The sequence below is a fragment of the Microbacterium sp. ZKA21 genome, assembly GCF_050434165.1.
GTDB lineage: Bacteria > Actinomycetota > Actinomycetes > Actinomycetales > Microbacteriaceae > Microbacterium.
This window is the reverse complement of the sequence record NZ_JBNPVV010000009.1, coordinates 1-21,539: the sequence shown is the minus strand read 5'-3', so window position 1 is coordinate 21,539 and position 21,539 is coordinate 1. Positions and strand designations below refer to the sequence as shown.

At 69.4% G+C, this 21,539-nt stretch carries 24 protein-coding genes and 1 tRNA gene; 5 read left to right on the top strand and 20 right to left on the bottom strand.

The window, feature by feature from the left end:
- Nucleotides 1-140: 140 nt before the first annotated feature.
- Nucleotides 141-863, bottom strand: a complete 723-nt coding sequence (locus M2317_RS16455) for a group I intron-associated PD-(D/E)XK endonuclease (RefSeq protein WP_429462009.1) — start codon at nucleotides 861-863, stop codon at nucleotides 141-143.
- A 163-nt stretch (nucleotides 864-1,026) separates the two neighbouring features.
- Nucleotides 1,027-1,100: transfer RNA gene (locus tag M2317_RS16450), tRNA-Pro, on the bottom strand.
- A gap of 106 nt (nucleotides 1,101-1,206) precedes the next feature.
- Here M2317_RS16450 and M2317_RS16445 point away from each other — a divergent pair.
- Genes M2317_RS16445 through M2317_RS16435 form a run of 3 tightly spaced genes read left to right on the top strand, consistent with a single transcriptional unit; the run spans nucleotide 1,207 to nucleotide 2,916 of the window.
- On the top strand, nucleotides 1,207-1,800 hold the full coding sequence (locus M2317_RS16445; RefSeq protein ID WP_429462007.1) for a GNAT family N-acetyltransferase: 594 nt from the start codon (nucleotides 1,207-1,209) through the stop codon (nucleotides 1,798-1,800).
- Between the two features lie 40 nt (nucleotides 1,801-1,840).
- Complete coding sequence (locus M2317_RS16440) at nucleotides 1,841-2,515, top strand: lysoplasmalogenase (RefSeq protein WP_429462005.1); 675 nt, start codon at nucleotides 1,841-1,843, stop codon at nucleotides 2,513-2,515.
- Nucleotides 2,512-2,916, top strand: coding sequence for an RNA-binding S4 domain-containing protein (locus M2317_RS16435; protein ID WP_429462003.1), 405 nt, complete (start codon nucleotides 2,512-2,514; stop codon nucleotides 2,914-2,916). The genes M2317_RS16440 and M2317_RS16435 overlap by 4 nt, the downstream gene beginning before the upstream one ends.
- Nucleotides 2,917-3,024: 108 nt before the next feature.
- Here the strand turns inward: M2317_RS16435 and M2317_RS16430 are convergent, their stop codons facing one another.
- Entirely contained in the window at nucleotides 3,025-3,924 is a 900-nt protein-coding gene (locus M2317_RS16430) for an NUDIX domain-containing protein (RefSeq protein WP_429462001.1), read from the bottom strand.
- A gap of 77 nt (nucleotides 3,925-4,001) precedes the next feature.
- Between M2317_RS16430 and M2317_RS16425 the strand changes: the two genes are divergently transcribed.
- Nucleotides 4,002-4,559: a nucleoside phosphorylase gene (locus tag M2317_RS16425; protein WP_429461999.1), complete on the top strand. Its 558-nt coding sequence runs from the start codon at nucleotides 4,002-4,004 to the stop codon at nucleotides 4,557-4,559.
- 12 nt (nucleotides 4,560-4,571) lie between these two features.
- Here the strand turns inward: M2317_RS16425 and M2317_RS16420 are convergent, their stop codons facing one another.
- The 17 genes from M2317_RS16420 to M2317_RS16340 all read right to left on the bottom strand — a co-directional run bounded on the left by M2317_RS16420 (nucleotide 4,572) and on the right by M2317_RS16340 (nucleotide 21,029).
- Complete coding sequence (locus M2317_RS16420) at nucleotides 4,572-5,648, bottom strand: Glu/Leu/Phe/Val dehydrogenase dimerization domain-containing protein (RefSeq protein WP_429461997.1); 1,077 nt, start codon at nucleotides 5,646-5,648, stop codon at nucleotides 4,572-4,574.
- Nucleotides 5,649-5,734: 86 nt separating this feature from the next.
- On the bottom strand, nucleotides 5,735-7,258 hold the full coding sequence (der, locus tag M2317_RS16415; protein ID WP_429461995.1) for a ribosome biogenesis GTPase Der: 1,524 nt from the start codon (nucleotides 7,256-7,258) through the stop codon (nucleotides 5,735-5,737).
- Complete coding sequence (gene cmk / locus M2317_RS16410; protein ID WP_429461993.1) at nucleotides 7,248-7,934, bottom strand: (d)CMP kinase; 687 nt, start codon at nucleotides 7,932-7,934, stop codon at nucleotides 7,248-7,250. The genes der and cmk overlap by 11 nt, the downstream gene beginning before the upstream one ends.
- Nucleotides 7,927-9,045 carry a prephenate dehydrogenase gene (locus M2317_RS16405; RefSeq protein ID WP_429461991.1) on the bottom strand — a complete coding sequence of 373 codons (1,119 nt, stop codon included), beginning with the start codon at nucleotides 9,043-9,045 and terminating at the stop codon, nucleotides 7,927-7,929. Before M2317_RS16405 ends, cmk begins: the two co-directional genes overlap by 8 nt.
- Nucleotides 9,042-9,854, bottom strand: a complete 813-nt coding sequence (locus M2317_RS16400) for a pseudouridine synthase (RefSeq protein ID WP_429461989.1) — start codon at nucleotides 9,852-9,854, stop codon at nucleotides 9,042-9,044. Before M2317_RS16400 ends, M2317_RS16405 begins: the two co-directional genes overlap by 4 nt.
- Nucleotides 9,851-10,462: an SMC-Scp complex subunit ScpB gene (scpB, locus tag M2317_RS16395; protein WP_429461987.1), complete on the bottom strand. Its 612-nt coding sequence runs from the start codon at nucleotides 10,460-10,462 to the stop codon at nucleotides 9,851-9,853. Before scpB ends, M2317_RS16400 begins: the two co-directional genes overlap by 4 nt.
- The gene (locus M2317_RS16390; protein WP_429461985.1) at nucleotides 10,452-11,267 is read right to left on the bottom strand and encodes a segregation and condensation protein A; all 816 of its coding nucleotides are present in this window, start codon (nucleotides 11,265-11,267) and stop codon (nucleotides 10,452-10,454) included. Before M2317_RS16390 ends, scpB begins: the two co-directional genes overlap by 11 nt.
- Nucleotides 11,251-12,084: a ParA family protein gene (locus tag M2317_RS16385; protein WP_429462422.1), complete on the bottom strand. Its 834-nt coding sequence runs from the start codon at nucleotides 12,082-12,084 to the stop codon at nucleotides 11,251-11,253. The genes M2317_RS16390 and M2317_RS16385 overlap by 17 nt, the downstream gene beginning before the upstream one ends.
- Nucleotides 12,085-12,235: 151 nt before the next feature.
- Nucleotides 12,236-13,138 carry a site-specific tyrosine recombinase XerD gene (gene xerD, locus M2317_RS16380; RefSeq protein WP_429461983.1) on the bottom strand — a complete coding sequence of 301 codons (903 nt, stop codon included), beginning with the start codon at nucleotides 13,136-13,138 and terminating at the stop codon, nucleotides 12,236-12,238.
- A 2-nt stretch (nucleotides 13,139-13,140) separates the two neighbouring features.
- The gene (locus tag M2317_RS16375; RefSeq protein WP_429461982.1) at nucleotides 13,141-13,737 is read right to left on the bottom strand and encodes an NUDIX domain-containing protein; all 597 of its coding nucleotides are present in this window, start codon (nucleotides 13,735-13,737) and stop codon (nucleotides 13,141-13,143) included.
- A complete protein-coding gene (locus M2317_RS16370) occupies nucleotides 13,730-15,424 on the bottom strand; it encodes a CTP synthase (RefSeq protein ID WP_429461981.1) in 1,695 nt (564 codons plus the stop codon). Before M2317_RS16370 ends, M2317_RS16375 begins: the two co-directional genes overlap by 8 nt.
- 14 nt (nucleotides 15,425-15,438) lie before the next feature.
- Nucleotides 15,439-17,133 carry a DNA repair protein RecN gene (gene recN, locus M2317_RS16365; protein WP_429461980.1) on the bottom strand — a complete coding sequence of 565 codons (1,695 nt, stop codon included), beginning with the start codon at nucleotides 17,131-17,133 and terminating at the stop codon, nucleotides 15,439-15,441.
- Entirely contained in the window at nucleotides 17,130-18,050 is a 921-nt protein-coding gene (locus M2317_RS16360; RefSeq protein WP_429461979.1) for an NAD kinase, read from the bottom strand. The genes recN and M2317_RS16360 overlap by 4 nt, the downstream gene beginning before the upstream one ends.
- Nucleotides 18,047-18,844 carry a TlyA family RNA methyltransferase gene (locus M2317_RS16355; protein WP_429461978.1) on the bottom strand — a complete coding sequence of 266 codons (798 nt, stop codon included), beginning with the start codon at nucleotides 18,842-18,844 and terminating at the stop codon, nucleotides 18,047-18,049. Before M2317_RS16355 ends, M2317_RS16360 begins: the two co-directional genes overlap by 4 nt.
- Nucleotides 18,841-19,017, bottom strand: coding sequence for a hypothetical protein (locus M2317_RS16350; protein ID WP_429461977.1), 177 nt, complete (start codon nucleotides 19,015-19,017; stop codon nucleotides 18,841-18,843). Before M2317_RS16350 ends, M2317_RS16355 begins: the two co-directional genes overlap by 4 nt.
- A 9-nt stretch (nucleotides 19,018-19,026) precedes the next feature.
- A complete protein-coding gene (locus tag M2317_RS16345; RefSeq protein WP_429461976.1) occupies nucleotides 19,027-20,058 on the bottom strand; it encodes an HAD-IIA family hydrolase in 1,032 nt (343 codons plus the stop codon).
- A complete protein-coding gene (locus M2317_RS16340) occupies nucleotides 20,058-21,029 on the bottom strand; it encodes a hypothetical protein (RefSeq protein ID WP_429461975.1) in 972 nt (323 codons plus the stop codon). Before M2317_RS16340 ends, M2317_RS16345 begins: the two co-directional genes overlap by 1 nt.
- Between M2317_RS16340 and M2317_RS16335 the strand changes: the two genes are divergently transcribed.
- The coding region (locus tag M2317_RS16335) for a hypothetical protein (protein ID WP_429461974.1) at nucleotides 20,982-21,539 on the top strand (558 nt) is incomplete at its 3' end. The two genes, M2317_RS16340 and M2317_RS16335, sit on opposite strands and share 48 nt — an antisense overlap.

The following is a 21,539-nucleotide window of genomic DNA, read 5'->3' as shown; positions in this document are numbered from 1 at the left end:
GCCGACGCCCTCCTAGAGATGGTCGAACAGGGCGGTACCGGCCACTGATCCATCACATCCCGCAGTGGGAATACGGCGGCGAAACGAGAGGCGCGGTCTTGGCCAACGCGCATGTGTCCGACGAGACGGTTCAATCACAGTCACGATCGAGTGGCGACTCCGAAACGCTCGTACGCAGTCAAATGGAGAGCGTGCCGTCCGCCCACCACCTCAATCGGAATCAGGTAGTACTTGAGATCGCCGTCGATCACGAAGAAGTCGTCGATTTCATCCGGTGAGTACGGGTGTCTCGCCCCCGAAGTCGTTGACAGGAACACCTTCCACGAGCCGTCCACACGCGTCGTGGTCGTTTTCACCTGAACTCGTCGGGCACCGGTGCGGCTCGTGACAACGAGATCGTATCGGCATGGTTCAAGCGGCCACGCGACATCAAGACCACACAAGGTGAACCAAGCTGCCGCGAGCATCGGGCCTGCACGATTGAGTCGACCGAGGTCGGGCAGCATCTCGGCGACTGGTTCGATCTGGTCCGATGCTAGATGGCCTACATTCACACCGAGTCGCGCCGCATGTCCTTTCAGACTGGCGACCGACGGAACGTCAGTCATTCGCAACGCTGAGACCGCGCCTTCCCAAGTGGTAGCGTTTACAATCGCCGACTCGAGGTCTTCCTCTCGCCAACGTGTTCTGCCCCGAAAATGCGAGTAGTCCAGTTCCAGGGAATCGGCGCGATCGCGGACAGCTTTGATACTGCCACCAGATGTCGTTGCCGCGCCCAGCCGACGCAACACGTCGCGCCAAGATCCGGCGGCCTGAACCGCTGCGACCAGCTCTTCGTCCGAGTAGCGTGTTCGACGCGTCATTCGCTTACGGTAATCCGCACCACGGACATGCTTACGACGTTCATCGTCTTCACCCGATGCCGGCGTGCAAATGCGGAACCTGCTGCGCCTCGTGGCCGCGCTGAAAGTGCTCGTGAATGCAGAAGAGGGACCAGCCTCCGGCCGGTCCCTCTTCTGCATTTCGTCGGGCTGACAGGATTTGAACCTGCGACCCCCTGACCCCCAGTCAGGTGCGCTACCAAGCTGCGCCACAGCCCGTTGTCTTCGCTCTCGCGCAGGCAACTCCACTATCTTAGCCGGACGAACGGGCGTTCGCGAACCGGCATCCCTTGCCCGTGTCGGAGGTGGAGCGTAGCGTGCCGACATGCCCGCAATCACCACCGAACCCGCCACTGCCAACCGCTGGGACGATGTGCAGCACGCCCTCTCCGGAGGGGGCGACGGACGCAGCTGCCAGTGCGCCTGGTTCACCCTCACCAATGCCGAGTTCGACCGCACGACGGTCGACGAGCGCCGCGAACTTCTGCACAGCGAGGTCGACGCTGCCCCGCCTCCGGGTCTCATCGCGTACGTCGACGGCGAACCCGCCGGCTGGGTCCGCGTCGGCCCCCGCACCGCCCAACGGCGCATCGCCCGCACCCGCATGATCGTCACGGGCACGCCGGAGCCCCTCGACGACGAATCGGTCTGGGCGATCACGTGCTTCGTCGTCCGCAAGGAGCACCGCGGGCTCGGCCTGAACGCCGAGCTGCTGCGCTCCGCGATCGACCTCGCCCGCGAATCAGGCGCGCGCGTGATCGAGGCATACCCGATCGACACCTCGAACGGCACGGTCCCGTCGAACGATCTCTACCACGGCGCGCTGACGACATTCCTGGCCGCCGGCTTCACCGAGACGGCCGCGCCGAAGCCAGGGCGCGCGATCGTCGCCCTCGAACTGCGAACCGCCAACGTCTGAGAGACGCGCGCCTGCACGCGCACGAACATACGATGGGAGGATGCAACGCAGCGTCTTCGGTCGGCCCACCATCTGGTGGACGTTCGTCCCCTACGCGCTGATGTCGGTCCTGCACGTCGGCGCGCTCGCCGTCGGCAGCGACCTCGCTCCCCCGACCAAGCTGTGGCTCATGCCGCTGCTCGCGATCCCGGTCGTAGTCTCCGCCCGGCTGCGTCCGATGCTGGCGATCATCCTGCTGCTGGCCGCACTGCTGTTCTCCTGGCTCGGTGACGGCGCCGGCGCCCTCTTCCCGTCGGCACCGGAGCTCCCGCTCATGCTCGGCTTCTTCGGCCTCGCGCATGTCGCCTACATCGTTCTGTTCCTGCGCGTGCTCCGACGCCAGCGGATGCCGTGGTGGGCGCTCGTCTACGCCGCCTGGTGGATCGCGATGATCCTGTTCCTCGGACCGCATACCGGTGACCTGCTGATCGCCGTCGGCGCGTACGGGCTCGTCCTCGGTGCCACCGCGGCCGTGGCCACCCGCTGTCACCCGCTCGTGATGGTCGGCAGCATCTTCTTCCTCACCAGCGACACCGTCCTCGCGTTCCGGCTCTTCGTCCCGGATGCGATGCCGGACTGGACGAGCCCCGTCGTCATGGCGACCTACACGCTCGGGCAGGGACTCATCGTGGCCGGCGCCCTCACGACACTGCGCGAAGGGAAGATCCAACGATGACGGATGCCGTGAACTCCGCACACGCCGCGAACCCGGCCCTCTCGAAGCCGGTCCGCGTCGACAGTTGGCTGTGGGCGATCCGCGTGTACAAGACGCGCTCGGCCGCGACGACCGCCTGCCGCGCCGGACACGTCCGCGTCAACGGCGACAAGGTGAAAGCCGCTCAGACCGTGAAGCCCGGCGACGAGCTCCGCGTGCGCATCAGCGGATTCGACCGTCACCTCGTCGTCCGTCAGACCCTCGTCAAGCGCGTCGGAGCGCCGGTCGCGGCGCTCGCGTACGAAGACCGCACGCCGCCGCGCGACCCCGTCGCCGCCCTCGGCGTCCGCGACCGCGGCGCAGGTCGCCCGACCAAGCGCGAGCGACGCGACATCGATCGGCTCCGCGGCCGCGACGACTGAGCCCGCGGCATGCCCTGCAAGCCGGGAGAACCGGGACTGCAGCGGCATGTCGCGCGCGGATGCACTGACCGCGCGGCTGGTCATCCGCGATTCCCACGCAACGCGCGATCAGCCGATCAGCCCCCGCAACCAGCCCGCACCCTGCACCCGCGCCCCGGCCCTCTCGACACGCTCGCGCAGCTCACGATCGCTCGTGACGACCGTGACCGGACGCCCGTCGTCGATCAGGCGCGACGCCTCGGCGACGATCTCTTCGTCGCCCTCGCCGGGGGCGCGAACGACCCGGACCGCTCCGCCTTCGGCATCCGGGTCGAACGCCTTGGCCTGACCTTCCACGACGAAGCTGACATCGGGGAACCACACGTCGCCGTCGAGACCGAGATCGGCAGCCGGAACCGCCAATCCCGCCAACGAGCCATGCAGCCGCGCCGCGGCTCCCGCCCGATCGCGCCACCACCCATCTGGCACGCTGCCGACGACGTTCGCGGCGTCCACGACGACCGCGGGCTGAACTTCGAGCAGAGAACGCAGCCGCGGCCACGCGTCCCCGAACCCGGGATGCAGCGGACGGTTCGCCACGTCCTCCACCGCCACCCATTCCAACGCGACGCTCTCGGGGTCGCTGATCACCGGCTCGAACGGCACGGTCACATCCGCCACGAGCGTCGTGTACGACCAGATGCCGAGGTCCAGCACACTCGTGAACCGCGGACGCAGCGCCCCCTCGGGCACTCCCGCCTCCTCGGTCGCCTCCCGCTGCGCGCCGTCGATCGCGGACTCACCCTCGTGCAGGGCGCCACCCGGCAGACCCCACGTCCCGCCGAAATGGCTCCAGGAGACCCGGTGCTGCAGCAGCACGCCGCGCTCGGCATCCCGCGCGAGCAGGCCGGCGGCGCCGAACCGGCCCCAGTACCGCTCACCCGTCGGCGCGACGACCCAGGCATCCCCCGGGTCGCGCGGACCCTCGGGTCGACGCGGCTCACCAGCACTCGGAGGAACGATCGTCACCCCTCCAGCCTGTCACAGCATCCCGATCAGGGCACCCGACGCGACCAGCGGCGTAACGCCTCTGCGAAGATTGATCCGTGAAGCTTCTCGTCGCCGCCCTCGCATCCGAACTCAGCGCCTTCCCGGACCACGTGCCCGGCTACGAACGGCTGGTGACCGGCCCCGGCAAGATCAAGGCGGCCTACTCGCTGACCCGTGCGCTCGATGCCGGCGACTACGACGAGGTCCTCGTGGTCGGGACCGCCGGCGCGATCGACCAGGAGATCGCCCCCGGCGTGCATTCGATCGACCGGGCATTCCAGTACGACGTCATCGACGACAACGGCGTCGCGGGCCACCACGTGTCGATGCCGCAGAGTCTCACGCTCGGCGACGGCGACGTGGTCATCGCCACCGGCGACAGCTTCGTCGACGACGCGGACACCGTGCGCGCTATCCACGCGCTCGGCGGGCACCTCGTCGACATGGAGGCGTACGTCTACACATGGGTCGCCCAGCAGTTCGGGGTCCCCATCCGGATCTGGAAGGCCGTCTCGGACACCGCTCAAGACGGTGCCAACCAGACCTGGGAGGTCACCGTCGCGGCCTGCAGCCGCGACCTCTGGGCGCGACTGCAGGCCGAGCTCGACGCCTGACCCGTCAGCGGTCTACGACAGCACGCTCTGCGACGCCCGCGCCGCACGGAGCCGCGCTTCGGCGAGTTCCTCTGCCGCCTGCAGCGGCGTGATGCCGCGCTCGGCCGCATCATCGAGGATGCCGCGGACCGTGTCTCCGATGCCGGACACGCGCTCCATGATCGCGGCCCGCGTGCCGCCGTGCTTCGCCTCGAGATCCAGGTAGATGACGCCGCCGGCGTTGACGACGAAGTCGGGCGCGTACAGGATGCCACGGTCGGCAAGTCGCTGTGCGCCATCGTGCGCGGCCAGCGGGTTGTTCGCCGGCCCGCACACCGCGCGCACATCCAGCGCATCGATCACGTCATCCGTCAGCAGCCCGCCGATGCCAGCCGGAACGAACACGTCAGCGGGGACCAGATGCTCGGTACCCGGCTCGACCCAGGCGATGCCGAGGTCGGCAGCCAACTGGCGACGCGCGGGGTTGACATCGGTAGCCGTGAGGATCGCGCCCTCGGCGGACAGTCGGACGGCGAGTCGTCCGCCGACCTGACCGAGACCGGAGATCGTGATCCGTCGGCCCGCGACATCCGACGACCCGGTCAGACGCTCCAGCACTGTGCGCAGCGACTCGTAGACGCCCAGGCTCGTGGGGCCTGCCGGCTCACCCGAACCGCCGACCGCATCCGGAAGGCCGACCACATGCGACGTGCGCTCACTGACCGTGAGCATGTCCTCGGTCGTGGACCCGACATCCTCGGCCGTACGGTAGAGACCGCCGAGGGATTCGACGGCGTCGCCGAGGTCGAGGAAAGCCGCACGTCGACGCTCGGAATCCAGCACGGTCCCCTCGGAGAGTCCGATGACGGACTTGCCGCCACCGGCATCGAGACCGGCCGCTGCGTTCTTCAGCGTCATCGCGGCCGACAGGCGCAGCGCGTCGCCGAGAGCGTCGCTCCAGTGCGGATACGTCCACAGGCGCGCGCCGCCGAGAGCGGAGCCGAGCGCCGAGGAGTGCAGGGCGACGGCGATGAACAGACCGCTGCGCCGTCCCGTGATCACCTCCACGCGTTCGTGGGTGAAATCGGGCAGGGGCAGGGTGTGCGTCATCGCATCCTCTTTCGGCGGGCCTTGTGGGCGTGCTCGGTGGATGCCACGGCGTTGCGGCATCCACCTCCCATGGTACCGCCGGAGGGTCAGCGCTGGCGGCGCTCCCTCACCCGCATGTTGATGACGATCGGCGTCCCCTCGAAGTCGTAGATCTCCCGCAGGCGGCGCTGGATGAAGCGCCGGTAGCCGGGGTCGAGGAACCCCGTCGTGAACAGCACGAACGTCGGCGGGCGCGTCGCCGCCTGCGTCCCGAAGAGGATGCGGGGCTGCTTGCCGCCACGGAGCGGATGCGGGTGCTCGGCGACGAGTTCGGACAGGAATGCGTTGAACTTGCCGGTCGGGATGCGGCGATCCCAGTTCTCCAGCGCGGTCTCCAGCGCAGGCACGAGCTTGTCGAGGTGACGGCCCGTCTTGGCCGAGATGTTCACCCTGGGCGCCCATGCCACGTGCGCGAGGTCCTGCTCGATCTCGCGCTCGAGGTAACGACGACGATCCTGGTTCTCCAGATCGATGTCGTTGAGGCGATCCCACTTGTTGAACGCCAGCACGAGCGACCGGCCGGACTCCAGCACCAGGTCGATGATGCGGATGTCCTGCTCGCTGATCGACTCGGACACGTCCAGCACGACGACGGCGACTTCCGCCTTCTCCAGCGCGGCCGACGTCCGAAGCGAGGCGTAGAAGTCCGCGCCCTGCTGCAGGTGGACCCGACGACGGATGCCGGCGGTGTCGACGAGACGCCACAGCTTGCCGCCGAGCTCGACGACCTCGTCCACCGGGTCGCGGGTGGTGCCGGCGAGGTCGTTGACGACCACGCGCTCCTCCCCCGCCGCCTTGTTCAGCAGCGAGGACTTGCCGACGTTCGGGCGACCGAGGATCGCGACGCGGCGCGGTCCGCCGATCTCGGCCTTGGCGACGGCGGAGACGCTCGGTAGCTTCTTCATCACGGCGTCCAGCAGGTCGGCCACGCCTCGGCCGTGGATCGCGGAGACCGGATACGGCTCGCCGAGTCCGAGGTTCCACAGCACGGCGGCTTCGGGCTCCTGGCGGGCGTCGTCGATCTTGTTCGCGACGAGGAAGACCGGCTTGCCGCTCTTGCGCAGCAGCTTCACGACGTGCTCGTCGGTGGATGTGGCGCCGACCTTCGCGTCGACGACGAACAGCACGACGTCGGACAGGTCGATCGCGACCTCGGCCTGCGCTGCGACCGACCGGTCGATGCCCTTGGCATCCGGCTCCCAGCCGCCGGTGTCCACGACGGAGAAGCGACGGTCCAGCCATTCGGCCTTGTACGTCACGCGGTCGCGCGTGACACCGGGGGTGTCCTCGACGACCGCCTCGCGGCGACCGAGGATGCGGTTCACGAGCGCGGACTTGCCGACGTTCGGGCGACCCACGATCGCCACGACCGGCAGCGCGGGCAGGAACTCGATGCCGCCCTCTTCACCGGCGAGTCCGGCGAGCAGCTGCGCGTCGTCCTCGTCCAGGTCGTACTCGGCGAGGCCGGCGCGCAGCGCCTCCGCCCGCTGTTCGGCGAGCACCTCATCCAGGTCGTTCATCTTCTCTTCGAGGCGGTCAGGGCCGCCCTCGTACTCGTCTTCAGCGGGCATGTTCCGCTCCTTGCTTTCGGTCGATCACCGCGAGCACGGCGTCGATGGTCTGGGGGAAATCGAGGGAGGTCGAGTCGACGACCTCGACGCCCTCTGCGGCGTTGAGGAAGTCCACGACCGTGCTGTCCGCCGCATCGCGACGATGCAGCGCGTCGGCGACCGCTGCGGCGTTCTCGCCCGCGAGCTCGCCGGCGCGGCGCGCAGCGCGCACCTCGGGAGCAGCGGTGAGCAGGATGCGCACGGGAGCGTCCGGTGCGACGACGGTGGTGATGTCACGGCCTTCGACGACGACGGCGTCGAAGGCGGCATCCGCCACGAGGGATCGGAACAGTTCGTTGACCTGGGCGCGCACCTCGGGCACGCGCGCGACGCCGCTCACCGCGCCCGAGACCCGGGATTCGCGGATCGCGTCCGTCACGTCGACCTCGCCGACGCGCACCGAGCGGTCGTCAGGGTCGAGTCCGATCACCAGGGGGAAATCGGATGCCGCGGTGCGCACCGCCTCGGCATCCGCCGTGTCGGCGCCGCGATCGAGCACGTGCCAGGCGAGCGCCCGGTACGCGGCGCCGGTGTCGAGGTAGCCGTAACCGCGCGTGCGGGCGACGGCCTTGGAGACGCTGGACTTGCCCGAGCCCGCCGGTCCGTCGATCGCGATGAACTTGAGCGCACTAGTCATTGGTCGTCCCTGCAATCCGCCACCCGCGCTCCCGCAGTCCGGTGATCGCGCCGTGCAGCGCCGCCGGGGCGACGCTGATCTCGGCGAGGCCGAACTGTGCGCCCGGCGAGTGCTCCAGGCGCAGGTCCTCCACGTTGACGCCGAGCTCGCCGAGCTCGCCGAAGAGTCGTCCGAGCTGACCTGCGGTGTCGTCGACCATGACGACCAGCTGCTCGTAGCGTCGGTTCTGACCGTGCTTGCCCGGAAGCCTCTCGACGCCCTCGTTTCCCTGCCGGATGGCGTCGGCCACGGCACGGCGCGCGCCGGGCGCTGCGGGATCCCGCAGCGCATCCGAGACATCGCGCAGATCCTCGGCCAGCTGGTCGAGGATCTCGACGACGGGTTGCGCGTTCGCGCCGAGGATCTGGACCCAGAGCTCCGGAGCGGATGCCGCGATGCGCGTGGTGTCGCGCACCCCCTGTCCTGCCAGGCGAAGGGCATCCTCGTCGGCGGAAGTGAAACGGCCCGCGAGCAGGCTCGCCACGACCTGCGGGACGTGCGAAGTCAGCGCGACGGAGCGATCGTGCTCCTCCGGCGTCATCTCCAGCGGCATCGCGCCCACGTCGAGAGCGAGCGCCTCGACGAGCGCGAGATCGGCGGGGCGGGTCTGCTCATCCCGGCACACCACCCACGGGCGGCCGACGAAGAGGTCGGCTCTGGCAGAGATGGCACCACCGCGTTCGCGTCCCGCGAGCGGGTGCGATCCGATGTAGCGCGTGAGGTCGACGCCGCGCTGCTGCAGCGCACGGAACGGCTCGAGCTTCACGCTCGCGACGTCGGTGACGACGGCATCCGGGTAGCGATCGAGCTCGGCATGGATGACGTCGGCGGTGACATCCGGCGGAACGGCGACGACGACGAGCACCGGGCGATCGTCGTCGTGCTCTGCGCGGCCGGCGCCGTAGTCGATGGCGAGGCGCAGTTGCGCGGGCGACGCATCGGCGAGGACGACGTCGACGCCCTTGGCCCGCAGTGCATGGCCGATGCTCGCCCCGAGCAGGCCGGATCCGACGACGCGGACGGTCCCCGACAGCCGTGGGGGCACCACGGCACCACGGAACTGTTCGGTCACTGCGTCTCCTGCACGTCTCCCGGCGTCGCATCCGCAGGGGCATCCTGGCGCGAGAGAGTCAGCAGCGCGCCGAGTTCGATTTTACTCAGTTCCCGCGACTTCCCCGCCGGGAGCGTTCCCAGGTGCAGCGGGCCGAACTGACGGCGCACGAGTTCGGTGACGGGATGCCCGACCGCCGCCATCATCCGACGCACGATCCGATTGCGCCCGGAGTGCAGCGTGAGCTCCACCAGACTCGACTGCTCACCGCTCGCGGAGCTCGTCGACACGTCGAGGAGCCGCGCCTTGTCGGCGGCGATCGGCCCGTCCTCGAGCTCGATGCCCCTGGTCAGCGTGGCGATCGTCTGCGCGGTGACCGCGCCTTCGACCTTTGCGATGTACACCTTCGTCACGCCGAACGACGGATGCGCGAGCACGTGGGCCAGTTCGCCGTCGTTCGTGAGGATGAGCAGACCGCTCGTCTCGGCATCCAGGCGTCCGACGTTGTAGAGCCGCTCCTCGTAGTCCTTCGTGAAACGGCGCAGGTCGGGCCGCCCGTTCTCGTCGCGCATGGTGCTGACGACGCCGACGGGCTTGTTCAGCATGACGTAGCGCTTGGACACGTCGAACTGCACCGCCGTGCCGTCGACGTCGACGAGGTCCTTGTCCGGGTGGATCCGACGGCCGAGTTCGGTGACGACCTCGCCGTTGACGCGGATGCGCCCCTCGACGATGTAGTCCTCGATCACCCGCCGGGACGCGACGCCCGCGTTGGCGAGGACTTTCTGCAGTCGGATGCCGTCAGCGGCTGGATCGGTCGTGGGAATCATCGGATGCTGCTTTCTTCGAAGCCGTTCGACCCATCGTCGAGCAGCGGAGAGATCGGGGGAAGCTCGTCGAGCGAGTTGATGCCGAGGTTCTGGAGCAGGGCATCGGTGGTGCCGTAGTTGATGGCGCCGGTCTCGGAGTCGGCGAACAGTTCGGTGATGAGTCCTCGCGCGAGCAGAGTGCGCACCACCGAGTCGACGTTCACGGCACGGATGGACGCGACCTGGCCGCGCGTGACGGGCTGCTTGTAGGCGATCACGGCGAGCGTCTCGAGCGCCGCCTGCGAGAGCCGGGCAGGCGCCTGCCCGCCGACGAACTCCGCGACGAGGCCGTCATGGTCCTCGCGGACGTACAGCCGCCAGCCGCCGCCGACCTCGCGCAGCTCGAAGCCGCGCCGGGGGCCTGCGCCGCGGCCGTCGTAATCGTCGACGAGCGTCTCGATCGCCTGCCGGACCGCGGGCACTGGTGCGCCGACGGCGGCGGCGAGGGCGACGAGGCCGAGCGGTTCCTCGAGGATGAGGAGGATCGCCTCGAGCTTCTCGGTCAGCGGGGCGCTTTCGACGGGCTCAGGGAGCGAGGAAGACATCTCGTCGGTCACGTCATCGGTCATAGTCGGCCCCCAGGGTCGCGAGCATCTCATCCGACCAGGTGTCGGCGGCCCAGCGCAGCGTCAGCTCGCCGAGCGGTTCCAGTTGTTCGAAGGACAGCGCGGCGTGCCGGTACAGCTCCAGCACCGAGATGAACCGCGCCACGACGATGCCGGGCTCGTTCACCCCGGAGACGAGCTCGCGGAACGTCAGCGATTCGGTGTTGCGCAGCAGCGTCACCACGATCGCGGCCTGCTCGCGGATGCTCACCAGCGGTGCGTGCAGGTGATCGAGACCGACGTGCGGGATCTCCTTCGGCGCGAACGCGAGCAGGGCGAGAGCGGCGAAGTCCGCGGCGCTGAGGCTCCACACGAGCTCCGGCGTCTGCCTGCGATGCTTCTCATCGAGTCGCACGGCGCGGACGTGCCTGCGGTCCTCGCGCTGCAGACTCCGCGCGAACCACGCGGAGACCTCCTTGAAGGCGCGGTACTGCAGCAGACGGGCGAACAGCAGATCGCGCGCCTCGAGCAGGGCGACAGCCTCCGCGTCGACGAGCTCGCCCTGCGGCAGCAGACCCGCCACCTTCATATCGAGCAGGGTCACCGCGACGACGAGGAACTCGGATGCCTGGTCCAGCTCCTCCTCGGGACCGAGGTCCTTCAGGTAGGCGATGAACTCATCGGTGACCTTGCTCAGCGAGACCTCGGTGATGTCCAGCTCGTGCTTGGTGATGAGGTTCAGCAGCAGATCGAACGGTCCGTCGAAGTTGCCCAGGGAGACCCGGAACCCGGAGTCCTCGGTCGAATCGGTGTCAGGCGACGGCGCCACGGGCGACCAGCTCCCGCGCCAGCCGCAGGTACGCCTGAGCGGCGGCGTGTTCCGGCGCGAACTCGGTGATGGGGACGCCGGACACCGAGGCATCCGGGAACTTCACGGTGCGACCGATGACCGTCTCGAGGACGTCGTCGCCGAACGCCTCGACGACGCGCTCGAGCACCTCGCGGGAGTGCAGCGTCCGCGGGTCGTACATGGTGGCGAGGAGGCCGTCGAGCTGGATCGCGGGGTTCAGCCGGTCGCGCACCTTGTCGATCGTCTCGATCAGCAGCGCGACGCCGCGCAGGGCGAAGAACTCGCACTCCAACGGGATGAGCACGCCGTGGCTCGCGGTGAGCGCGTTCACGGTCAGCAGGCCCAGCGACGGCTGGCAGTCGATCAGGATGACGTCGTACTCGCCGGCGACCTGGCGCAGCACCCGCGACAGGATCGTCTCGCGCGCGACCTCGTTGACGAGGTGGACCTCCGCCGCCGAAAGGTCGATGTTGGCAGGGATCACATCGAGACCCTCGACCGAAGACGGCACGATCGCCTCGTGCACATCGCGCTTGGTGTCCAGCAGCAGGTCGTAGATCGTCAGCATGTCGTGCGTGTGGATGCCGAGGCCGGCGGACAGCGCACCCTGCGGATCGAAATCGACGGCGAGGACCTTGCGCCCGTACTCGGCGAGGGCAGCGGCGAGGTTGATCGAGGTGGTCGTCTTGCCGACGCCGCCCTTCTGGTTGCACAGCGCGATGATGCGCGCAGGGCCATGGGAGTCCAGCGGTGCGGGTGTGGGGAAGCCGTGATAGGGACGGCCGGTGGGTCCCATCGGGGTCTCGTCCGCCTTCGACGTCTTTCCCTTGGACTTCGCCGCTTTGTCAGCCACCGGTTCTCCTGCTCCCTTGTGCTCGCTCGATTCTAGTCGGCACGGGCGCGGACACGCCGCCGGCCCCCGGCGATCTGCCGAATCGGGTCGGGGGCTACCGCGCCCGAGGGTGCGACGTGGCGTAGATGTCGCGCAGCGCGTCCACAGAGACGTGGGTGTAGATCTGCGTCGTGGCGACCGACGCATGTCCGAGCAGCTCCTGCACCACGCGGACATCGGCGCCGCCCTGCAGCAGATGCGTCGCGAACGAATGACGCAGCGTGTGCGGCGACACCTCGGATGTGATCTCGGCGGCCTCTGCTGCCGAGCGGATGATGAGCCACGCGCTCTGGCGCGACAGCGGCGCCCCCCTGGTACCGAGGAACAGCTTCGCCGTGGCGCGGCCTTTGGCCGCGAGCCCCGGACGCACCCGGGTCAGGTAGGCGTCGACCGCGGCCCGCGCGTAGGAGCCCACCGGCACGATCCGCTCCTTGGATCCCTTGCCGCGCAGCCGCAGCACCTCGCCGTACGACAGGTCGTCGACGTCGAGGCCGATCGCCTCCGACACCCGCGCGCCGGTGGCGTACAGCAGCTCCAGGAGTGCGCGGTCCCTGATCCCGAGCGGATCGTCCGGCGACGGCGCGGCCAGCAGCCGCTCGACCTGATCGATCGTGAGCGCCTTGGGCAGACGCTGCGGCGTCTTGGGCGGGCGCAGACGCCCGGTCGGATCCTCCGGCTCCACGCCCTCGCGCACCAGATACCGGTGCAGCCCGCGCACCGAGGACTGCAGCCGAGCGAGACTCGTCGCCGCAGGGGCGGGCACGACGGCCGAGCGATCCGCGATGAAGCGGCTGACGATCGAACCGGTGATCGCCGCGGTGTCGTCGATCCCGGCATCCGCGAGCCACTGCGTATAGCTCTCGAGGTCGCGACGGTAGGCCGCCACGGTGTGCGTGGACAGACCGCGCTCGATCGTGACGTGCCTGAGATAGGCGTCGACCGCGCGTGCGACCTGCACGACTACTGCCCGGCGCCTGCGCCCCGGAGCCGCCGCTCGGCTGCGAGCACGCCGACCGACAGGATGCCGTTGTGCATGCGCCCCTCGAGCGCCGCGTCCACGGCATCCGACAGCGGAACCCACTCGATGCGGATGTCGGCTTCCTCGTCCTCGCGTGCGTGCGCGGCGGAGGCCGCCGACACGCCCGTCGCGAGGAACACGTGGATCATCTCGTCGTTGCCGCCCGGCGTCGTCCAGACCGAGATCAGCGGCTCCCAGGTCGCGGCGACCAGGTCGGCCTCCTCCGCGAGCTCGCGCTGTGCGGCCAGCAGAGGCTCCTCACCCGGGATGTCGAGCAGTCCGGCGGGCAGTTCCCAGTCCCGATGCCGGATCGGATGCCGGTACTGCTGGATCAGCAGAACCCGTCCGTCGTCGTCGATCGCAACGACGGCGACCGCACCGGTATGGGCGACGTACTCGCGGATGATCTCACCGTCGCCGTAGGCGACGCGGTCGGAGCGGACGTCCCAGACCCAGCCCTTGTGGACGAGGTCGCTCTGCAGAACCTCCGGCTCGAACGGCTCGTCGTGCAGCACGGACGCGTCCTGCACGTCAGTCATCGGATTCGACGTCGAACAGCTCGCTCGCGCGGTGCCGATCGATAGCGGCGCCGACGAGGCCGCGGAACAGCGGGTGCGGGGCGGTCGGACGCGAACGCAGCTCGGGGTGCGCCTGCGTGGCGATGTAGTACGGGTGCACGTCGCGCGGCAGCTCGACGAACTCGACCAGGTCGAGCTCGGGGTTCAGCCCCGAGAACACCATGCCGGCCTCGGCGATGCGATCGCGGTACGTGTTGTTGACCTCGTAGCGGTGCCGGTGGCGCTCCTGCACCTCGGTGGCGCCGTACACCTCGGCGGCGATCGAGCCCTCGGCCAGGTGCGCCGGGTACAGCCCGAGCCGCATGGTGCCGCCGAGGTCGCCGTGATCGATGATGTCGACCTGCTCGGCCATGGTCGCGATGACCGGAGCCTGCGTCTGCGGGTCGAACTCGCTCGACGAGGCGCCGTCGATGCCGGCGACGTTGCGCGAGTACTCGATGACCATGCACTGCAGCCCCAGGCACAGACCGAGGGTCGGGATGCCCTGCTCGCGCGCGAAGGTGAGCGCGCCGAGCTTGCCCTCGATGCCGCGGATGCCGAAGCCGCCGGGAACGCAGATGCCGTCGAGCGCGCCGAGCTGCTCCTTGGCGCCCTCGGGCGTCTCGCACAGGTCGGAGGGGATCCAGCGGATGTTGACCTTGGTCTCCTGCGCGAAGCCGCCGGCCTTGAGCGCCTCGGTCACCGACAGGTAGGCGTCCGGCAGGTCGATGTACTTGCCGACCAGGCCGATCGTGACCTCGTGCTTCGGGTTGTGCACGGCGTGCAGGACCTTGTTCCAGCGCGTCCAGTCGACGTCGGCCGCCTTCTCGGCGAGTCCGAGGCGACGCACGATGTACGAATCGAGTCCCTGCTCGTTCAGCGTGGACGGGATGTCGTAGATGCTCGGCAGGTCGACCGTGTTGATGACGCCCTCGGCGTCGACGTCGCACATCAGCGCGATCTTGTTGCGGTTCGACTCGCTCACCGGCCGGTCGCTGCGCAGCACGAGCGCGTCCGGCTGGATGCCGACCTGGCGCAGAGCCGCCACCGAGTGCTGCGTGGGCTTGGTCTTCTGCTCCCCCGACGCCCCCATGAACGGCACGAGCGAGACGTGCACGAAGAACACGCTGTCGCGGCCGAGCTCGTGGCGCAGCTGACGGGCGGACTCGAGGAAGGGCTGCGACTCGATGTCGCCGACCGTGCCGCCGACCTCGGTGATGATCACGTCGGGCTTGGGCGACTCGTCGGCCTGCAGGCGCATGCGGCGCTTGATCTCATCGGTGATGTGCGGGATGACCTGCACGGTGTCGCCGAGGTACTCGCCGCGGCGCTCGCGCGCGATCACCTGCGAATAGATCTGGCCCGTTGTGACGTTCGCGGCCTCGGACAGGTTGATGTCGAGGAAGCGCTCGTAGTGGCCGATGTCGAGGTCGGTCTCCGCGCCGTCGTCGGTCACGAAGACCTCGCCGTGCTGGAACGGGTTCATGGTGCCCGGATCGACGTTCAGATACGGGTCGAGCTTCTGCATGACGACCCGCAGTCCGCGGGCGGTGAGAAGGTTGCCGAGGCTTGCGGCGGTGAGCCCCTTGCCCAAAGACGAAACGACACCGCCGGTCACGAAGATGTGCTTGGTGGTGTCGTTCTTGGGCCCCGCAGAAGAAGAGTTCATCACGGGCTTCTATCCTAACAGGCAGCGGCGGCGCCGAGACTGAGAAGTTCTCGGGCGTGGGTGATTGCAGCATCCGAATCGGTCAATCCGGACAGGAGTCTGGCCATCTCGGCCTCGCGATCGGCGCCGTCCAGACGACGCACACTGGATGCCGTGACCGCGCCATCGCTGGCTTTCACGACCGACAGATGGTTTCCGGCGAAGGCGGCGACCTGAGCGAGATGCGTGACGGCGATGACTTGAGATCGTTCGGCGAGTCGGGCGAGTCGCCGCCCGACCTCGATCGCCGCCGCTCCCCCGATGCCGGCGTCCACTTCGTCGAAGACGAACGTCGGGACCGGATCCGTCCCTGCGATGACGACTTCGATCGCCAGCATCACGCGCGACAGTTCACCTCCGGACGCTCCGCGCGCCACGGGGCGGGGCTCGGCGCCAGGGTGCGGCGCGAGCAGGATCGCAACGTCGTCGCGCCCGTGGGCGCTCTCCGCGCCCGGTGTCACCGCGACCTCGAGCCGGGCATCCGGCATGGCCAGCGCATGGAGTTCTTCGGAGACCGCGGCGCCCAGGCGGCCTGCGGCTTCCGTGCGGGCGGCGGTGAGCCGCTCCGCCGCCGCGTCGAGTGCCGCTCGTGCGGCGGCGCGCTCGGCTTCGAGCCGTTCGACCCGGCCGCTGTCGTCATCCAGCTCGGCGAGGCGGGCGGAACCCGTCTCCCAGACGGCGAGGGCCTCATCCAGCGAGCCGTGGGCGCGCACCAGGGCGCCGAGCGCCGCGCGGCGCTCCTCGACGGCGGCGAGTTCGTGCGGCCCGGCCTCGTCGAGATCGGCGAGGTAGCCGGCGAGCTGGCCGGCGAGATCCGTCAGCCGATAGCCGACGTCGGCGAGGGACTCGGCCACCGCGGACAGGGCGGGGTCGGTCACCCGCTCCAGAACCCGACGAGCGTCGGCCACGAGCTCTGAGGCATCCGGGGCATCGTCCTCGCTGGAGAGCGCACCGTGTGCGAGGGCGGCCGCCTGCCGCAGCTCCTCGGCGTTCGCGAGTCGTTCAGCGCGCTCCGCGATGGCGTCGTCCTCGCCCGGCTCGGGCGCGGTGGCCTCGATCAACGCGAGTGCCTCGCGCAGCCGGGACGCCTCCTCGGCTCGCCGGTCGCGATTCTCGGTGAGGTCGCGAAGGTCTGCATCCAGCGTCCGCCAGGTCTCCCACGCCTCCGTGTAGACGCGCAGCGCGGCGGACACCGGCTCGCCGGCGAAGCGATCCAGCGCGTCCCGTTGAGCGGCGGCGGATTTCAGCCGCAGCTGCTCGGACTGCCCGTGCACGACGACGAGCTGCTCTGCCAGGGCGGACAGCACTCCGGCTGGGGCCGCGCGTCCGCCGACGCTGGCACGGCTGCGTCCTTCGGAGCTGAGAGTGCGCGACACGTACAGTTCGGACCGACCTGCTCCTGCGGGTTCGAGTTCTCCCCCGGCATCCGTCACGATGTCGGCGACGGCGCCCTGATCGGGCACGACCCAGACCCCGGCGACTGAGGCCTGCGCTGCGCCGGCGCGGACCGCGCCGGAGTCGGCGCGCTGCCCCAGGAGAAGCCCGAGGCCGGTGACGACCATGGTCTTGCCCGCTCCGGTCTCGCCGGTGATCGCCGTGAAACCCTTGCCGAGCGGAAGCACGGCGTCGGCGATGACGCCGAGGTGCTGCATCCGGATCTCCTCGATCATGCGGGAGCCTCCGTCCCGTTGCCGCGCCAGCCGGCGACCGGAAGGCGGAACTTGCGGACGAGCCGGTCGGTGAAAGCTGCGGGGTGCAGCCGCGCCAGGCGGACCGGGCGCGACGAACGGCGCACGACGACGCGGGCGCCGGGCGGCAGCTCGTGCGAGCGGCGGCCGTCGCACCACAGGATGCCGGTGCCGCTGGTGCTCTCCAGCATCTCGATCGCGACCGAGGCCTGAGGGCTGACGACGAGCGGCTTGGCGAAGAGTGCGTGCGCGGACAGCGGCACGACCGCGATCGCCTCGACACCCGGCCAGATCACCGGACCCCCCGCGGAGAAGTTGTAGGCGGTCGATCCGGTCGGGGTCGAGACGACCATGCCGTCGCAGCCGTAGCTGGTGAGAGGGCGTCCGTCGATCTCGACGACGACCTCGATCATGCGCTCGCGGCTCGCCTTCTCGACGGTCGCCTCGTTGAGCGCCCAGGTCTCGTAGACGACGTCGCCGGCGGCATCCTTCACCCGGACGGCCAGCGCCATGCGCTCTTCGACCTCGTAGTCGCGTTCGATGACGCGTCGGACGGCGTTGTCCATGTCGTCGCGCTCGATCTCGGCGAGGAAGCCGACGTGGCCCATGTTGATGCCGAGCACTGGTGCGCCGCTGTCGCGGACCAGTTCGGCCGCACGCAGGATGGTGCCGTCGCCGCCGAGCACGATCGCGAGTTCGAGGTCGTCGACCGCGATGCCGTCACCGAGGACGTCCACGTTCGCGAAATCCCCGTCGACGGCGGCCAGCTCGGTACGGTCCTCGGCGGCCAGGACCGGACGAGCGCCGGCACCGCGCAGGGATTCGACGACTCGACGAGCTGCTGCAACGGTGTCCTCGCGGCCGGCGTGCGCGACGACCAGGATGTAGCGCTCGTTCATCGTCCTCCTGCCAGTTCGTCGATCTGCTGCGTCCATTCTGCCGGAGACGTCCCCCGGCCGGGCGCGATGTGGACAAGGTACTCGGCGTTGCCGTGGGTGCCCAGGATCGGCGAGGGCAGGATGCCGTGCATCCCGAACCCGGCGTCCCATGCCCGCCAGAGCGTGCGCGCCACGGCATCCGCTCGGATGACGGGGTTCGTGACGAGCCCGCCGCGCACAGCCGTGCGTCCGACCTCGAACTGCGGCTTGATGAGCAGGATCACATCGGACTCGGATGCCGCGACCAGCGCGATCGCGCCGAACACGAGCTCCAGGGAGATGAAGGACAGGTCGCCGACGATGAGGTCGGGGGCGCGGGTCTCCCCCGTCGCGGCGGCCAGATTCTCCGGCGTCATGTGCCGGACGTTGTAGCCTTCGACGACCGTGACGGCGGGGTCTGCGGCGATGACGGGCGCGAGCTGGTCGTGGCCGACGTCGACGGCCAGCACGCGCTCTGCGCCGCGCTCGCGCAGCACCTGGGTGAATCCACCGGTCGATGCGCCCATGTCGAGCGCGAGCCGCCCCGCCACGGGCACCTCGAATCCGTCGAGTGCGGCGATCAGCTTGTGCGCCGCCCTGCTGACGTAGTGGTCGGCACCGGCGACGGTGATGTCGGCGCCGTCGTCGACCGCGGTGGATGCCTTGATCACCGTGCGCCCGGCGACCTGGACGAGTCCGTCCGCGATGAGGGATGCCGCGTGCGTGCGGGACCGGGCGAGGCCACGGGCCGCGAGGGCTGCGTCCAGACGCGTCACCGTTCCGACGACTTCTCTCGCTGGTCGATCCGCGCGCCGGACTCGAGCCGTCGCGACAGCTCGTCGTGCAGGCTCGCATAGGCATCGGCGCGGGCCGCGAGCGGCTGACCCTCGATCAGGCGCAGACGGCTCCAGAGACCGTCGGTCGGACCTGTCGTGCTGTCGTCGCTCACCTGACCAGCCTACGGCCGATGGAACGGATCCTCGTAGAGGCGCTCTGGCACTCGGAGGACGAAGATCGGCGTTCCGGACTCCCAGATCGCCAGAGCGCCGGCGCGCAGCAGTTCGATCTGGCTCGTGCCTTCGGCGAGGATCTCGACGTCGCCGCCGTTCACGCGCACCGTCGCACCCCCGACCGTCACGGCGCCGTCCGTGCGGACGGCCTGAGGATACGGCGCGTGGAGCTCACGCAGGTCCGACAGAACGAACGTCGGCCGTGATCCCTCGGGCGCGGCGAGCACGTGCTTGGGACGATCGATGCCCGTGAGCACGAGGATCGAGTCGATTCCCGCGCGATTGGCGCCGAGAATGTCGGTGTCCAGACGATCGCCGATGAAAAGCGTGCGCCGACCGCCGAAGCGCGCGATGGCCTCTTCGAAGATCGGGACCTCCGGCTTTCCGGCGACGGTTGCGAGGCGTCCGACAGCGGTGTGCACGGCGGAGACGAGCGTCCCGTTTCCCGGCGCGATGCCGCGTTCCCGCGGGATCGTCCAGTCGTTGTTCGTCGCGATCCAGGGGATCCCGCCCTCTTCCTCGGGCAGCTTGAGGGCGAACGCCGCCTCGGCGAGGTCGGTCCACGCGACGTCGGGCGCGAAACCCTGGACGACGGCATCCGGCGCATCCTCGGCACTGCGGGTGACGGTGTAGCCGGCCTTCTCCGCTTCGACGACGAGGCCCTCGCCGCCGACGATGAGAAGCGTCGCAGGCGCCGGCACCATGGTCGAGAGCAGGCGCATCGCCGCCTGGGGGCTGGTGACGACCTCACGCGGCGCCACCGTCAGCCCCAGCTCGGTCAGATGCTCGGCGACGGATGCATCGGTGCGCGAGGCGTTGTTCGTGATGTAGCCGAGGCGCCGCCCGGTCGCAACCGCGTTCAGACTGTCGACGGCGTACGGCAGCGCCGACGGTCCGGCGTACACGACACCGTCGAGGTCGGCGAGGACGACGTCGATGCCGTCGAGAGGAGTGGGATGCTTCTTGGCGAACAGGCCCATCAGGCGCGGTCCTCTTCGTCCTCGGCGTCCCTGTTCGCGTCGGTGTCCTCGTCGGACTCGCCGAGGAGCTCGGCGACCTCCTGCTCGATCTGCTCCCGCTCGGACGGAGCGGGGTCGACCGCGGCCGCGGGCTCGAGGTCGGCTGCAGGCTCGATCTCGGTCTGCGCGTCGGACGCCGGCATGGCCTCAGCCACGGACTCGACCGCAGGCTCGAACGCAGACGCGGAATCGTCAGCGGCATCCTGCTCGAGTGCAGTCTCTGTCTCCGGGGCGGCCTCGGCAGCATCGAGCTCGTCGGCTTCCTCGGGCTCTGGCGCGGCTTCAGACTCAGTCGCATCGGCCTCCACGACGGCCGATTCCGTGGGCGCAGCTGCCGTTTCCTCGGCCGCCGAGTCCTCCGGGAACTCGCCCTCGATCAGGCTGTCTTCGACGATGAGCTCCTCATCGCCCTCCTCGTCGAGGCCGAGCGCTTCGAGCGCGACCTCGGCACGCTGAGCCCAGAATTCGGCTTCCTCGTTGCGTCCGAGGTCCTCGAGCACGGCGGCGCGCGCGGCGAAGAGCGCAGGGCTCCAGCTGAAGGCGCGATCCGGATCGAGCTCGGGGATCTCGAGTTCGCCGAGGGCGAGTTCGGTCTCGCCGCGGTCCAGACGTGCACCGGACATCGCGATGGCGAGAGCGACGCGGACGTCGACCGGCAGTGCCGAACGGTCGACGGCACGACCGGCCTCGAGCGCGCGATCGGGGCGGCCGACGCCGCGCTCGCTGTCGACCATGAGCGCGATCTGATCCTCCTTGCCGGAGATCCGTCGGTAGGTGCGCAATTCGCGCAGCGCCAGAGCGAAGTCGCCGGTCGCATACGCGGTGATGCCCAGCGTCTCGCGGACGATGGCGATGCGTCCGGCCCGACGGGATGCCGCGAGGGCGTGCTCGTGCGCCAGCTCAGGATCCTCTTCGATCAGCTTCGCCGCCATCGCCAGATGACGAGCCACCTGCTCGGCGTTCTCCTTGCTCAGGGTCTTGAGCTCGTTGCGTGCAGGCCCCTGCAGATCACGAGCGGTGACCTCGTCGGGAATGTCGGGACCGCGCTCGGGGCGCGGACGGTCGTCATAGGGCCGGTCGTTGTGCGGACGCTCAGCGCCACCACGGGTCGGACGCGGGCTGCGGCCACGGTCGTCACGGCGCTCGTAGCCGCCCTCACGCTTCTGATACCCGCCTTCACGACGGTCGCCATCGCGCTTCTGGTAACTGCCGGACGGACGATCACCGTCACGACGCTGGTACCCACCCGACGGACGATCACCATCACGACGCTGATACCCACCCGACGGACGATCACCATCACGACGCTGATACCCACCCGACGGACGATCACCATCACGACGCTGATACCCACCCGACGGACGATCACCATCACGACGCTGATACCCACCCGACGGACGATCACCATCACGACGCTGGTACCCACCCGACGGACGATCACC